Origin of the sequence: Advenella sp. S44, from assembly GCF_002810445.1 — a bacterium.
In the GTDB taxonomy this organism is placed as follows: Bacteria; Pseudomonadota; Gammaproteobacteria; order Burkholderiales; family Burkholderiaceae_B; genus Advenella.
The window spans coordinates 15,286-27,848 of sequence record NZ_NEXS01000010.1 but is presented as its reverse complement, the minus strand read 5'-3'; the positions used below and the strand labels follow the sequence as shown (position 1 = coordinate 27,848).

At 55.2% G+C, this 12,563-nt stretch carries 15 protein-coding genes; 4 read left to right on the top strand and 11 right to left on the bottom strand.

Annotation, left to right across the window (positions count from 1 at the left end):
* Nucleotides 1-87 precede the first annotated feature (87 nt).
* A complete protein-coding gene (locus CAP48_RS16635; protein WP_100698780.1) occupies nucleotides 88-741 on the bottom strand; it encodes a VTT domain-containing protein in 654 nt (217 codons plus the stop codon).
* 174 nt (nucleotides 742-915) lie between these two features.
* Between CAP48_RS16635 and CAP48_RS16630 the strand changes: the two genes are divergently transcribed.
* From CAP48_RS16630 to CAP48_RS16620, 4 genes are all read left to right on the top strand, one after another.
* On the top strand, nucleotides 916-1,494 hold the full coding sequence (locus CAP48_RS16630; RefSeq protein WP_100698778.1) for a DJ-1/PfpI family protein: 579 nt from the start codon (nucleotides 916-918) through the stop codon (nucleotides 1,492-1,494).
* Between the two features lie 137 nt (nucleotides 1,495-1,631).
* Nucleotides 1,632-2,063 carry a glutathione S-transferase N-terminal domain-containing protein gene (locus CAP48_RS20500; RefSeq protein WP_369806370.1) on the top strand — a complete coding sequence of 144 codons (432 nt, stop codon included), beginning with the start codon at nucleotides 1,632-1,634 and terminating at the stop codon, nucleotides 2,061-2,063.
* Complete coding sequence (locus CAP48_RS20495; protein WP_242444553.1) at nucleotides 1,978-2,328, top strand: hypothetical protein; 351 nt, start codon at nucleotides 1,978-1,980, stop codon at nucleotides 2,326-2,328. The genes CAP48_RS20500 and CAP48_RS20495 overlap by 86 nt, the downstream gene beginning before the upstream one ends.
* A 122-nt stretch (nucleotides 2,329-2,450) precedes the next feature.
* Nucleotides 2,451-2,993 (top strand): copper chaperone PCu(A)C, encoded by a 543-nt coding sequence (locus CAP48_RS16620; protein ID WP_161495288.1) that lies wholly within the window; start codon nucleotides 2,451-2,453, stop codon nucleotides 2,991-2,993.
* Here the strand turns inward: CAP48_RS16620 and CAP48_RS16615 are convergent.
* The 10 genes from CAP48_RS16615 to CAP48_RS16570 form a co-directional block, all read right to left on the bottom strand.
* Nucleotides 2,980-4,374, bottom strand: a complete 1,395-nt coding sequence (locus CAP48_RS16615; RefSeq protein WP_242444537.1) for a chloride channel protein — start codon at nucleotides 4,372-4,374, stop codon at nucleotides 2,980-2,982. The genes CAP48_RS16620 and CAP48_RS16615 overlap by 14 nt on opposite strands.
* 4 nt (nucleotides 4,375-4,378) lie before the next feature.
* Nucleotides 4,379-5,233 carry an alpha/beta fold hydrolase gene (locus CAP48_RS16610; RefSeq protein ID WP_100698772.1) on the bottom strand — a complete coding sequence of 285 codons (855 nt, stop codon included), beginning with the start codon at nucleotides 5,231-5,233 and terminating at the stop codon, nucleotides 4,379-4,381.
* 53 nt (nucleotides 5,234-5,286) lie between these two features.
* Nucleotides 5,287-5,967, bottom strand: a complete 681-nt coding sequence (ybgF, locus tag CAP48_RS16605) for a tol-pal system protein YbgF (RefSeq protein WP_100698770.1) — start codon at nucleotides 5,965-5,967, stop codon at nucleotides 5,287-5,289.
* Nucleotides 5,968-6,043: 76 nt separating this feature from the next.
* The gene (gene pal / locus CAP48_RS16600) at nucleotides 6,044-6,532 is read right to left on the bottom strand and encodes a peptidoglycan-associated lipoprotein Pal (protein ID WP_100698768.1); all 489 of its coding nucleotides are present in this window, start codon (nucleotides 6,530-6,532) and stop codon (nucleotides 6,044-6,046) included.
* 32 nt (nucleotides 6,533-6,564) lie between these two features.
* A complete protein-coding gene (tolB, locus tag CAP48_RS16595) occupies nucleotides 6,565-7,845 on the bottom strand; it encodes a Tol-Pal system beta propeller repeat protein TolB (RefSeq protein WP_100698766.1) in 1,281 nt (426 codons plus the stop codon).
* A 119-nt stretch (nucleotides 7,846-7,964) separates the two neighbouring features.
* On the bottom strand, nucleotides 7,965-9,167 hold the full coding sequence (gene tolA / locus CAP48_RS16590) for a cell envelope integrity protein TolA (protein ID WP_100698764.1): 1,203 nt from the start codon (nucleotides 9,165-9,167) through the stop codon (nucleotides 7,965-7,967).
* A gap of 46 nt (nucleotides 9,168-9,213) precedes the next feature.
* Nucleotides 9,214-9,651, bottom strand: coding sequence for an ExbD/TolR family protein (locus CAP48_RS16585; RefSeq protein WP_100698762.1), 438 nt, complete (start codon nucleotides 9,649-9,651; stop codon nucleotides 9,214-9,216).
* Nucleotides 9,651-10,334 carry a protein TolQ gene (gene tolQ, locus CAP48_RS16580; protein WP_100698760.1) on the bottom strand — a complete coding sequence of 228 codons (684 nt, stop codon included), beginning with the start codon at nucleotides 10,332-10,334 and terminating at the stop codon, nucleotides 9,651-9,653. The genes CAP48_RS16585 and tolQ overlap by 1 nt, the downstream gene beginning before the upstream one ends.
* Nucleotides 10,335-10,339: 5 nt before the next feature.
* Nucleotides 10,340-10,750 (bottom strand): tol-pal system-associated acyl-CoA thioesterase, encoded by a 411-nt coding sequence (gene ybgC / locus CAP48_RS16575; RefSeq protein WP_100699197.1) that lies wholly within the window; start codon nucleotides 10,748-10,750, stop codon nucleotides 10,340-10,342.
* 56 nt (nucleotides 10,751-10,806) lie between these two features.
* Nucleotides 10,807-12,549, bottom strand: a complete 1,743-nt coding sequence (locus CAP48_RS16570) for a proline--tRNA ligase (RefSeq protein ID WP_100698758.1) — start codon at nucleotides 12,547-12,549, stop codon at nucleotides 10,807-10,809.
* Nucleotides 12,550-12,563 lie beyond the last annotated feature (14 nt).

The following is a 12,563-nucleotide window of genomic DNA, read 5'->3' as shown; positions in this document are numbered from 1 at the left end:
GATAGACGGATTTGCAGATATCGAAAAACAACCATTTCTTTGAATCTTATTACGAAATGTAATAAAAGAAAAGGCGACGCCACGCGCCTATTCGTCCGGCTGCTGCTTTTGCTGACGACTTTCTTTCCAAAGCTTGATAACATGCCAGGCCATGGGCACCACCGAGATAATTACAATCCCAAGGGTGAACAGCGACAGGTTCTCCCGAACAAAGGAAATGCGGCCCAGAAAGTAGCCTGCCAGCACTAGCAGGAAGATCCACAAAAAGCCGCCCAGCACATTATAAAATGCGAAGTGGCGACGATCCATGCCCGACAGCCCCGCCAGAAAGGGAGCCACGGTGCGTACGATCGGAATGAAGCGGGCCAGGGTAATTGTGGAACCACCATATTTTTCGAAATAGGTGTGCGTTTTATCGATGTGGCTTTGCTTGACCCAACCCTTGCGAACGAGTGTCTGCCCCAGGGCAGAACGGCCGATGGTGTAATTGACGTAGTCGCCAAGCACGGCTGCTGAAAAGAGCAAGACCATATACCAGAATGGGGCGATACCGCTGACGCCCATGAAGGCGCCGACGGCAAAAAGTAGTGAATCGCCAGGCAGAAACGGCATGATGACCAGGCCGGTTTCCAGAAAGAGGATGAGCGCAACCATGACGATACCCCAGCTCCAGTGATCATGCAGCATGGCCATCAGGGCCTGGTTATCGTGAAGCCAGCCAAAGAGCGAAGAAAAGTCCATAAATTTCAGTTGTAAACAGGTGTGGCCATTGCGCAGCGTGGGCAGGCCGTTAAAAAGAGTCAGCTAATAGTAATATGGAATGGGTGTTTATACCGTTTGTTCACGAAATTATCATAATTTTTTACGAGCAGCACGCTATCATAAGGATTCGATCACACAACCGGGAGTATTGCGATGTCTCTGAAAATTCTGATGTTAGTGGGTGATTACGCCGAAGATTATGAAACGATGGTGCCGTTTCAGTTTCTACTTGGCGTGGGGTACGAGGTGCATGCCGTGTGTCCCGATAAAAAGGCCGGCGATAAAATTGCAACTGCTATTCACGATTTTGAAGGCGACCAGACTTACTCGGAAAAGCGCGGACACAATTTTGCCATCAATTACGATTTTTCCCAGGTCAATACCGGCCATTATGTGGGTCTGGTGATCCCGGGCGGCCGAGCGCCCGAGTACCTGCGCAATACCCCTCGTGTCCTGGAAATTGTGCGCGAGTTCGATGCGCAGAAAAAGCCGATAGCAGCCGTCTGCCATGGTGCGCAAATCCTGGCCGCTGCCGATATAATCAGGGGCAAGAAGTGTTCGGCTTACCCGGCCTGCGCCGCAGAGGTCACGCTTGCCGGCGGGCACTACCAGGACATCGCGGTCGATAGCGCCGTCACTGACGGGCATTTAGTGACGGCTCCCGCCTGGCCTGCGCATCCGGCATGGATGGCGCAGTTCATCAAGGCACTGGGCGCCACCGTGACACTCTGACCCTGGTCATAGCCATGGCTAATCATGACTAATCTGCCGTAGTGTCTGGCGCAGTCGCAGGCGGTACGCGGATGCGCCGCACGGGGCGCGGCGGCGCGGTTTAATTTCGTTTGTGTTTGTTATCAGCCCCCAGTGGGATGTTCATGTATACCCTTCATATCGCCAATAAAAACTATTCGTCGTGGTCGTTAAGGCCTTGGATCCTGCTGCGCCAGCTTGATATTGCCTTTGACGAAGCGTTGCACCCGTTTCAGGCAGACATCGTGGCGCAACGGGAACAATTTGCGGCGTTTTCTCCCAGTGGCAAGGTTCCTGCGCTGCAAGATGAAGACACGACTGTCTGGGACAGACTGGCCATTGTAGAATACCTGGCTGAAAAAGCATGCCGGCGTCTGGCCCCGGGACCGGGTGGCGCGTGCCTGGGCCCGTTGCGCCTGCAGCGAAATGCATTCAGGGTTTTCGCATCTGCGCGAATACTGTGCCATGAATTGCGCAGTTCGCGCCCGCTTAAAAACCGTGCCGGCACAGCTGCAGGTCGAGATCGAGCGCATCAACGAGCTGTCCAATGAGGGCATATCACGCTTTGGCGGACCATTCCTGGCTGGTGTGGCGCTGACGGCCGTCGACGCTATGTTTGCGCCCGTGATATTCCGGATTCAGAGTTACGATCTGCCAATGCAAGGCGTGGCAAGCGATTATGTGTCTTGCATGCTGGCCTTGCCGGCGATGCAGCAATGGTATGCGCAGGCGTTGCAGGAGTGTGATATGGACTCGGCTCGTGCACAGGAAGTCACTCGCTATAGCGATATCATTCGTGATGAAAGACAGCGTTGAGTGCGATACGGCAGCGGCGGCTGATTTAAATCAAGCAGTTCCCGATTGTCACCGTTGCGTCAGTGCGGCGTTGCCGGTTCTGGCGTAATATGGTTCTTTTAATGTGTTTGCAGGAAAGACTGATGAACAAAATAATTCTGATGAGTGCGCTATTGAGCGCATCGGTGTTGACTTCCCAGGCCCTGGCTCATCACGATGGTACCGACCATGACGGGCATCATGCCAATCACGATATGCACGCCAAGTCCGACCGGGCGCCAAGCACCGAAAAGGGCACAGAGAACTTGCGCATCGAAGATTGCTGGATACGCCTGTTGCCCAACGTGGCGCCGTCTGGCGGATTCTTTGTGCTGCACAATCAGGATAAATCCGAACCTGTGGTGCTCAAGGGTATTGAAACCGAGTCTTTCGGTATGAGCATGTTGCACGAGACCAGCGAGAAAAACGGGATGTCTGCCATGGCGATGGTGCCGGACGTTACCGTCGAGCCCGGACAGTCCTTGTCGTTCAAGCCGGGATCCTATCACGCGATGCTGGAAAAACCGGTTGCTGACCTGAAGGTGGGACAGCAAATCACGGTCCATTTCGAACTGGGCACAGGTAAAAAAATGCCGGTGCAGTGTACGCTCAAGTCGCCCGGCGCCCGCAAGTTCAGCGATCAGTAGCGCTTTTACCAGGCGCGGCAGCCTGCCGCGCATCTTCGCTTAGCGCCAATTGCCGGAAGCGTCCGGCAGAAAAATGATAAAACGCATGCGGACAAATTTGCTTTGATACGACCGTGGCAACCAGGCTGGCCAGCAGCATCCAGAATAGCATGGCCTGGCTGGCTGCCATTTCCATGACAATCACAGAGGCGGTGACCGGCGATTGAGTAGAGGCCGCTAGAAACGCCGCCATGCAAATCAGGACAAACACACTCTGCGCTTCGTGCATGTTGGCAGAACGGGCCAGTTCTACACCGATACCGGCGCCGGTTGTCAGGGCCGGTGTAAAAATGCCGCCCGGGATGCCGGCCCAGTATGAGGCGACGGTGGCAAGCAGTTTTGCGACACTGAAATGTTCAGAATCTTGCGGCATCATCATGAGCGCATTTTTGGCTACTTCGTAACTGGTGCCAAAAACGCCACCAGCCGTCAGATAGCCCAGCAACGCCACGACCAGCCCCATTGTTGCCGCCACCCACAGCGGATGGTTGTGTATGTAATGCCGCAAGGCCCTCGGGGCGCAACCGACCAGCCCCTTGCTTAACAGGCGCGCGAAAATGCCGCCTGACACCCCGCAAACGACCGCACAAAGCAAGACCCAGGCGAACATGTTTTCTTGTAGTGGCGACGAATGGAAAGTGCCGAAATAGGGGTTGCCACCGGTGAGCGCAACAACAATAAAACCGGCGGCTAGCACACCCAGCAATACCAGTCGTTGCCAGCGCAGGTCCAGCCCTTTGCCGATTTCTTCGATGGCAAAAATCACGCCGGCCAGCGGCGCGTTGAATGCGGCGGCCAGTCCGCCAGCTGCGCCGGCTGCAATCCACTCGCGCGTATTGAACCCTTTGAGGGGCAAGCCGATTTTCTGGCACCATTGTCCCCAGGCCAGCATGGCGGCAGCACCAATTTGTACGGAAGGCCCTTCGCGACCAATAGAGGCGCCAGCCAACAGACCCAAAAAGGTGAGGGGGATTTTCCAGATCGCCTGCGCCAGCGAAACAAGGCGCAATTTGCCCGGTGATTCGCGGTTCAATGACAGGCTGGCAATGATCTGTGGAATGCCGCTACCGGCTGAATACGGGGCATAGCGCATGACACACCAGCGCAACAACACAAAGGACAGTGGCATGACCACCCAGATCAGATAGGGATAGGCGCGGGTCCATTCTGTGTTTTTGTCTAGCGCATAATCGGCCAGCATTGCAAACCCGATGGAAATGAGTGCCACCAGCGTTGCGCCACAAAGCATCAAAATCAATTGCAGCGATTTCTTGGACAGGCGAAGTGCCTGTCTTGTTTTTCGTTTGATGGAACGGCGTATTCTGGGAGCAGGAGATCGCATGTGCCTATGGAAGAGACGGTTTTTTTCCGAGCGCCTGAAGAATGACTTGGTTAAAGGCATGCGGCAGGGCTAGATTCAAACCGTGGGATGCCGGTGTCAGCGTATGGCGCGAGACATGCCAGAATTGCTGCTCGAGCGCGTCCATAATTGCAGGAAAGGGCGCCGGACTATTGGATCCGCCTATCAAGGTAACCGGAAGGCCATACTCGTTGATGCTTGAAGGATTCAGCTCATAAAGCGGTTCTCGGATGATCAGTGGCAGTGTATCTGCCTGATCCCGGGTCATCGACTTGAACCAGGAGACCATGCGTTTCCACGTGCCGGCGCCGCTGACGCCGTCAATAAAAATTTCCAGTGCTGCGTCGGTTTCACCGCGCTCATGGGCAGCCAGCGCCCGGTCCCGATAGGGCAGCGCGGGCATGCTGTCTTCGGGCAGCACTGAACCGAGCCCGGGATCTGCCAGCAGCAGGTGCGTAACGCGTTCAGGACGGCGACAAGCCATTTCAGCAGCGATGCGCCCGCCTCGCGAATGCCCCAATACAGCAAAGTGGTTCACACCCAGGTGGTCCATCAGGGCAAACAGATCTGTCGTATGTTGCTCGATGGAAAACGGTACACGGCTGCCTGGTGACAGGGATGCGGCGGACAGATAGTCGGGCAGGCTGGGAGCGATGACGCGCAGCGATGCGCATAGCTCTGGCAATTGCCAGCGCCAGAAACGAAAATCACACAACGACCCATGGACCAGCAGCAGACAGGTGGGCGACTGCCCGGCGTCCTGGTAGGCGAGTGTGGCGTTGGCTAGCGTTAGCGTATGTTGCGGATAGTCGTTCTGCATCGTTATCAAATAAAAAAGCATCCTGTGATTTCCGGATGCCTTTGGGTAAAAAACGGAATCAGTGGCACCACAGCCTAGCGGAAGAGCTCCAGGCGGTTCTTGGCGGTGTCGGCAGCCGGGGTATTCGGATATTCGTTGACTACGCGCTGCAATGTCGTTTTGGCGCCTGCAATATTGTTCAATTCTACTTGACTGCCAGCGATGACAAGAAGCGCATCTGCGGCTTTCGGATCACGAGGATAGGCCGCCACCATTGCCTGCAGTCCCTGAATGGAGCCGTTGAAGTCTTTGTTTGCGTAGCGGCTACTGCCTTCGTAGAAGCGCGCGCTCGGTGCCAGCGGACTATTCGGGTATTGCTGGGCGAAGCGGTTCAGCGCCGTGCTGGCTTGCGCGTAATTGCCCTGGCGGAAAAGATCCAGTGCGTCGTCGTAGCTTTGCTGTTCGTTGGGATCCCCCACTTGTGGCGAAGGAGGTACATCCGAATCTGCGGCCTGCTCACCGGACTGCTGGGCCAGACGCAACTGATGATTAGCGGTTTCAATGCTGCCGCGCAGTTGTGAGATCTGTTGTTGCAGGGTGTTGATTTTGTTGGTCAGGTCAGCATTGTTCTGCTGCGTTTGTCTTAACTGGGAGCGCAGGTCAAGAATGGCACGCCGAGCATCTTCGTCTTCAAACGCACACGCGTAGTTGGCACTCAGGCTGAGTACAAGGGCAGATGAGGCAATGAGCAGGGGATGTGTTTTCTTCAGTTTCATGTGGACTCCGTTAAAACAGCAACGCCGCAACGGCATAACCGTTTGCGGCGCAGTGAGCATAACCTACAAAGCAGGATTAACGCTGATAGTTAATGTCTGCGCGACGGTTTTCAGCATAGGCTTCTTCTGTAGAACCTTCTGCTTTTGGACGCTCTTTACCGAAGCTGACTGCTTCGATTTGGTTAGGACTTACACCTTGTTGTGTCAGTTGGTTGGCAACTGCAACAGAGCGACGCTGGCCCAGTGCAAGGTTGTACTCGGCGCTGCCACGTGCGTCGGTGTTACCTTCGATGCGAACGCGCTGGTTGGCGTTAGCAGCCAGGTATTGGGCGTGCATTTGAACAACGGGCTGGTATTGCTGTTCTACAACATAGCTGTCATAAGCAAAGTAAACAGAGCGTTGCTGCGCAAGTGGGCTGTTAGGGTTGAATGGATCCATAACGGCGCTGGAAGTGCCTGTGCCTGTGCCTGCTCCAGCAGTGCCGTCTACAGGAGTAGAGCTACACGCTGCCAAAGTGGCAGCCAAACTAGCAATGGCAAATGTTTTTGCAATGCGAGAACCCATGGTAATTTCCTTTATCAAAGTCAAAAATAAACTTATTTTGTAAACGGCCCCCAAGCCGCACCAGTCACATTGCCAGACGAGGGTATTGAGGCCTGGAACGAACCGTCAGCATTGACGAGTCCGAGACCGCCACCTGCTGCGTAGAGCACTTGCATTCCGTTAGGTGCGAAACTTGGAGAAAGATCATTGCCGCCAGAAGTAAGTACCTGATCAGATCCAGAGCCAAGACTACTTATAGCAATAACATATGACCCACCTCGTAAGCTAGAATATACCAGTTTTGACCCATCTGGTGAAATTTTTGGCGAAACATTTTGTGATCCACTGAAGGTCAGGCGGCTGGCTGCACCCCCTCCGAGGCCCGTGCGATAGACCTGTGCGCTACCCCCACGGTCACTGGTAAAAACGATTCCGCTGCCATTGGGGAAAAAGAACGGTTCGGTGTCAATTTCCGCTGAGTTGGTCAGACGTTGCTGGCCGGTGCCGCCCCCGGCGCCAACCAGATAAATCTGGGAAATACCGCCTTGACTTAACGCCACGGCCAGTTGACTTCCATTCGGAGACCACGCAGGGGCGCTGTTGTTGCCCTTGAAGTTGGCTGCTACCGTGCGTGCGCCGGTACTCAGGTTCTGTACGTACACTATTGGTTTGCCACCTTCAAAACTCACGTAAGCCAGGCGCGTACCGTCGGGCGACCAGGCCGGAGAAATCAGAGAAGAAGATGAGCTGGCAACAACCCTTTGGTTCTCGCCATCGGCATCTGCAACCACCAGTTGGCGACCGGTTGTGTAGGCAATGCGTGTTGCAAAAATACCACGAACGCCTGTGGTTTTTTCGTAGATTGCGTCAGCTACCCTGTGAGCAAGACGGCGCATTTGCGCTTCTGAGATGTTTTGGGCATCCAGTTGCGCCTGTTGCGCGGCATCGGCCAGGCGGTAATCGACGCTGTTGCCGTTAACCGTGCCGTAGGCAATTGACGTGGCGCCTGCCTCGGAGATGGCTGCCCAGTCTGGTGCGCCACTGGCGCCCAGTGTCAGATTTCCGGTGCTTTTGACTTCGAACTGACCGGAACGGGTCAGGTCTGCGCGAATGATATTGGCAATTTCCGCGCCATTGGGGCCTTCGAAATTGGCCACCACGATCGGGAATTTGTTGGCAGAACCCGAGCCGCGCAGCTCGACGTTTACCTGAGCCTGCGCGCTGGCGTAAAACATCACGGCGAGAAACAGTGCCCAGGTCATCAGAATGCCGATATAGCGCTGTACAGCACGGGCCGGAAGGGCAGCCGTTCCCTTTTTGATTGAGGCAGTCATGACTGCGATCTCCTTACAGAATGTAATAACGACAGTGTATCAATAAAGCCTGCCAGGCCAAGGCGAAGCAGGGGAATGTTGTTTCACGTATTTTCGAGCCGCCGCTACAGCTGCCGGTGTTAATTCGGGATGTAGCGGTACGGGCCGGTCACGTAGGAGTTGCCGCCAGGCGGTTTGGGAAACGGTTTGCAGGCCATGAGCGCGGCCTGTACCGCACGGTCGAATGCCGGATTGCCTGAACGCACCAGGATCTTTGCGCCTGTCGGAGTAAAACTGCTGTCAAAGTCAACGCGGTAAGTCACTTGCAGGCGCTGGTTGCCGCTAAATCTCAGGCGAGGCTCCACGCATTGCTGGACGCGCCGCGCATAGCCCGAAGTGCCACCGCCGCCGCCGACCTGGTTGCGATCACTCTGACCGCCGCGGATACCGGCAGTGCTACTGATATCGCCGCGCATGGCGGCACGCAGGGCATCGCCTTTGGATTCGGCTTTTGCCTTTGCCTGCGCTGCTTTTTTGGCATCCGCTTTTGCTTTTGCGGCAGCTTTGGCTTTGGCTTCGGCAGCAGCTTTGGCCTTGGCCTGTGCAGCAGCTTTGGCTTTAGCCTCGGCAGCCTCTTTGGCTTTGGCAGAGGCCTCTTCTTTGGCTTTTTCTTTTGCTTCGGCCTCTTCGCGAGCCTGTGCTTCGGCACGTGCTTTCGCTTCGGCTTTGGCCTTGGCTTCGGCCCGCGCTTTAGCCTGTGCCTCAGCTTTGGCTTGGGCTTCAGCTTTTTCCTTGGCCTGGGCCTTGGCCTGTGCTTCGGCTTCTGCTTTGGCTTCCAGCTGCGCCTTGCGCCTTGCCTCATCCCGGGCTTTGGCCGCTTCCCTGGCTTGCTCTTGTGCTTTGGCCTTCGCTTCTGCCAGTTCCTTGGCCTTTTGGTCGGCTTGTTCCTTGCGTTTCTTTTCCAGCGCAATATCCGGGTCTTCCTGCTCGCTGGCTTCTGGCTGGGACTGCTCGGCACGCGCCTGCTGTGCAGCCGCCGCGGCGGCTGCTGCCGCTGCTGCCTGCGATGGTGGAGGAGGCGGCGATGCGGCTTCCTCTTCTTCGTTCTGCGTATCTTCTTCGGCCGGATCAGGCGTGCGCGTTTGTGCGGGCGGCTCCAGCACCTGGTTCTCGCCTTCGGTCCACAATTCAAGTTGCACCGGTCCGGTTGGCGCTTCCGTAGCCTGGAACAGGCCGGCAATAAGCGCGATCACTAACAAAGCGTGAAGGATAATCGCGCCAATCAGGCCTTTGCGATTATCTCCTTCATCATAAAATTCGTTAGGATTCTCGAAGTGCTTCATTAAATTGTGAGTTTATGACGGTGATAGGGTGGGCGAAACGGCAGACTTATTGGCCGTCAGGGGATTTCTGGTTGACCAGCAGGCCCAGGCGAGTTAGCCCGCTGCTTCGCAGCGTATCCATCACTTTCATGACTTCTTCGTAGGGCACTTTGCCGTCGGCTGCTATGACCACGGGACTGTCTGGCTCAACGAGTGCCTTGACTTCCTCCACGATATTGGTCTTGTCTACCGTTTGAAAGTTCTTGCCTGCAGTGCGCTGGCGCACTTTGACTTCGCCATTTTCCGACATTTGGATTTCCACCGGCGTGGCCGGCACGGCCGACGCCTGGCCGACCGAGGGCAGGTTGATGAGCCCGGGCGTGATCATGGGCGCGGTCACCATGAAAATGACCAGCAACACGAGCATCACGTCGATATAAGGCACAACGTTCATCTCGTTTTTCAAGCGACGGCCGCGGCTGCGGCGGTTATTTATTCGGACCATTAGCGAACCTGACGTTGCAAGATATTCAGAAATTCGTCAATAAAGCTGTCAAAACGGCTGGCCATTTTGTCGATGTCGTTCGAAAAATGGTTGTAGGCCAATACTGCCGGGATTGCGGCGAACAGACCGATGGCCGTTGCGATCAAAGCCTCGGCAATGCCCGGCGCCACGGCTGCCAGGGTCGCCTGGGCAGTGCCGGACAGGCCGATGAACGAGTGCATAATTCCCCATACGGTTCCCAGCAGACCGATGTACGGGCTTACGGAACCCGCAGAGGCCAGAAAATTCAAATTGGAGTCCAGGGCATCGAGCTCACGCTGATAAGTGGCGCGCATGGCCCGGCTTGGCCCGTCCAGCAGCGCATTGACTTCTTTGACGCCATTGCGTCGTGCCTTGAGGAACTCGTCCATGCCGGATTCGAAGATTCGGGCCAGTGGACCTTCTTGTTCGCTGTTCTGGGCAATGGATTGGTGCAGGGTGGTCAGGTCACCGCCTTTCCAGAAGGAATCTTCGAAATCCCGTGTCTGATTGCGTGCGCGTTTGAGCGCAATCCGCTTGCTGATGATATAGGTCCATGAGAGGACCGAAATGATCACCAGGATCAGCATGATGATCTGCACGGGTAAGCTCGCATTGATGATCAGCGAGATAATCGACATCTCTTCAGGGGTGGTAGGTTGCATAAAATCTAGTCCTGCACGAAAGGAAATAGTTGTCGGATAGGCGTCGGAATGGATGCGGGACGAAATGTGTCCGCATTTACACAGCATACCTGAATCTGGCTTTCTACCAGCCGGATGCCATCGCGTTCTGCTACTTGCTCAAAATGGACTGACGCAGCGCCCATTTTGGTTATTCGGCTGTTTATTGCCAACAGGTCGTCCAGACGCGCCGGCAACCGGTAACGCAATTGTGTGCTGACCACGATGAATATCAACCTGTCGCTGTCTGCCAGCGCAGTCTGACTGACGCCGAGATGGCGGAGCCACTCGGTGCGTGCGCGTTCGAAGAATTTCAGGTAATTGGCATAAAAAACCACGCCACCCGCGTCGGTATCTTCGTAATAAACGCGAACGGGAAAATGAAATGAATTTTCCAACAAATCAGACCTTGCAATACAACCGGAAAATGTAAAAACCCAGGAAAATCACGAAATCATAACGTGTTTTTCAATTCGCCATAAAGGGATTTGATCCTTGTTAACATTTCTGCAACAGGGACTCTCTGTCCTTGGGCCCAACTGCGCGACTGTAATTCCACGATACCATCTTTGAGGCCGCGGTCGCCAATTGTGATACGAATTGGAACACCTATCAGTTCCCACTCAGAAAACATGACCCCCGGACGAACATCTCTATCATCCAGAATGACGTCCATGCCGGCCTGGCACAGCGTGTCGTATAGTTGCTGTGCTTCTTGTTGGACGGCTTCGCTCTTGTTCCAGCCGATAGGGCAGATGACCACTTCAAACGGAGCCATGGCAATCGGCCAAATGATGCCCTTGTCGTCGTGGTTCTGTTCAATTGCAGCGGCGATAATGCGGCTGATGCCGATACCGTAGCAACCCATTTGCAATGGTTCAGGTTTCCCTTGCTCGTTCAAGAAAGTGGCTTTGAGCGTTTCGGAGTACTTGTCGCCCAGAAAGAACACGTGACCGACTTCGATGCCGCGCTGGATCGCCAGTTTGCCCGGACCGTCGGTGGCAGGATCACCTTCGACAACGTTACGCAGGTCTGCAACCTCGGGCTCGGGCAAGTCACGTCCCCAGTTGACGCCGGCGTAGTGGTAATCTTCGCGATTGGCACCACAGATGAAATCGGACATATTGGCAACGGTCAGATCGGCAAGCAGGTGAATGTCCTTGACGGGTTTGACCGGTCCCAGGAAACCTGGCTTGGAGCCGAAATATTCCATGATTTCTTCTTCGGTCGCCATCCGGTAACCGTGCTTGAACGCAGGCAGTTTGCCGATTTTGATCTCATTGACTTCATGATCGCCACGAACCATCAGTAGCCATAACTGGCCGGCACCCTCTTTGGGTGTGGTCATAAATACTACTGACTTGACGGTCTTTTCCAGGCTGACATTTAACTGCTGCGCCACAATCTCGCATTTATTGGCGTTGGGCGTGGCCACTTCCCGCAATTGTTCGGCGGGAGCGGCGCGCGAAGCCAGCAGGCAAGGAGCGTCGGCCAGTTCAATATTGGCTGCGTACTGGGACTCGGGATTAAAGACAATCAAGTCTTCGCCGGTATCGGCAATAACCTGGAATTCGTGGCTGCGGTCGCCGCCGATCGAGCCTGTGTCGGCAGCCACCGCACGGAAGGTCAGGCCCAGTCGGGAAAAAATTCGCACATAAGCGTCATACATGGCGTCGTAGCTGGCCTGAGCCGAGACGGCGTCGCGGTCAAACGAATAGGCGTCCTTCATGGTAAATTCGCGACCGCGCATCAGGCCGAATCGGGGCCGGCGTTCGTCCCGGAATTTTGTCTGAATGTGATAGAAATTCACGGGTAGCTGGCGCCAACTGTGAATTTCATTGCGGGCGATATCGGTGACCACTTCCTCGGAGGTGGGCTGAAGCACGAAATCGCGCTGGTGCCGGTCCTTTATGCGCATCAATTCGGCGCCATATTGGACCCAGCGGCCGGATTCCATCCAGAGCTCGGCAGGCTGAACTACCGGCATGAGCAGCTCGATGGCGCCGGCGTTGTTCATTTCTTCGCGCACGATGTTCTCGACCTTGCGCAGGGTTTTGAGGGCCAGCGGCATATAAGTGTAGATACCACCGGCGTGCTTACGGATCATGCCGGCACGTGTCATGAGCTGATGACTGATGATTTCTGCTTCTGCAGGGGCTTCTTTTAAAGTATTTAGATGAAATTTTGAGGCTAACATGGCTACCGGTTCAA

Bases quoted from the DNA above. Each gene is read 5' to 3' on its own strand.
- CAP48_RS16635 (WP_100698780.1), bottom strand. From the start codon at position 741: ATGGACTTTTCTTCGCTCTTTGGCTGGCTTCACGATAACCAGGCCCTG.
- CAP48_RS16630 (WP_100698778.1), top strand. From the start codon at position 916: ATGTCTCTGAAAATTCTGATGTTAGTGGGTGATTACGCCGAAGATTAT.
- CAP48_RS20500 (WP_369806370.1), top strand. From the start codon at position 1,632: ATGTTCATGTATACCCTTCATATCGCCAATAAAAACTATTCGTCGTGG.
- CAP48_RS20495 (WP_242444553.1), top strand. From the start codon at position 1,978: ATGAATTGCGCAGTTCGCGCCCGCTTAAAAACCGTGCCGGCACAGCTG.
- CAP48_RS16620 (WP_161495288.1), top strand. From the start codon at position 2,451: ATGAACAAAATAATTCTGATGAGTGCGCTATTGAGCGCATCGGTGTTG.
- CAP48_RS16615 (WP_242444537.1), bottom strand. From the start codon at position 4,374: ATGCGATCTCCTGCTCCCAGAATACGCCGTTCCATCAAACGAAAAACA.
- CAP48_RS16610 (WP_100698772.1), bottom strand. From the start codon at position 5,233: ATGCTTTTTTATTTGATAACGATGCAGAACGACTATCCGCAACATACG.
- ybgF (WP_100698770.1), bottom strand. From the start codon at position 5,967: ATGAAACTGAAGAAAACACATCCCCTGCTCATTGCCTCATCTGCCCTT.
- pal (WP_100698768.1), bottom strand. From the start codon at position 6,532: ATGGGTTCTCGCATTGCAAAAACATTTGCCATTGCTAGTTTGGCTGCC.
- tolB (WP_100698766.1), bottom strand. From the start codon at position 7,845: ATGACTGCCTCAATCAAAAAGGGAACGGCTGCCCTTCCGGCCCGTGCT.
- tolA (WP_100698764.1), bottom strand. From the start codon at position 9,167: ATGAAGCACTTCGAGAATCCTAACGAATTTTATGATGAAGGAGATAAT.
- CAP48_RS16585 (WP_100698762.1), bottom strand. From the start codon at position 9,651: ATGGTCCGAATAAATAACCGCCGCAGCCGCGGCCGTCGCTTGAAAAAC.
- tolQ (WP_100698760.1), bottom strand. From the start codon at position 10,334: ATGCAACCTACCACCCCTGAAGAGATGTCGATTATCTCGCTGATCATC.
- CAP48_RS16570 (WP_100698758.1), bottom strand. From the start codon at position 12,549: ATGTTAGCCTCAAAATTTCATCTAAATACTTTAAAAGAAGCCCCTGCA.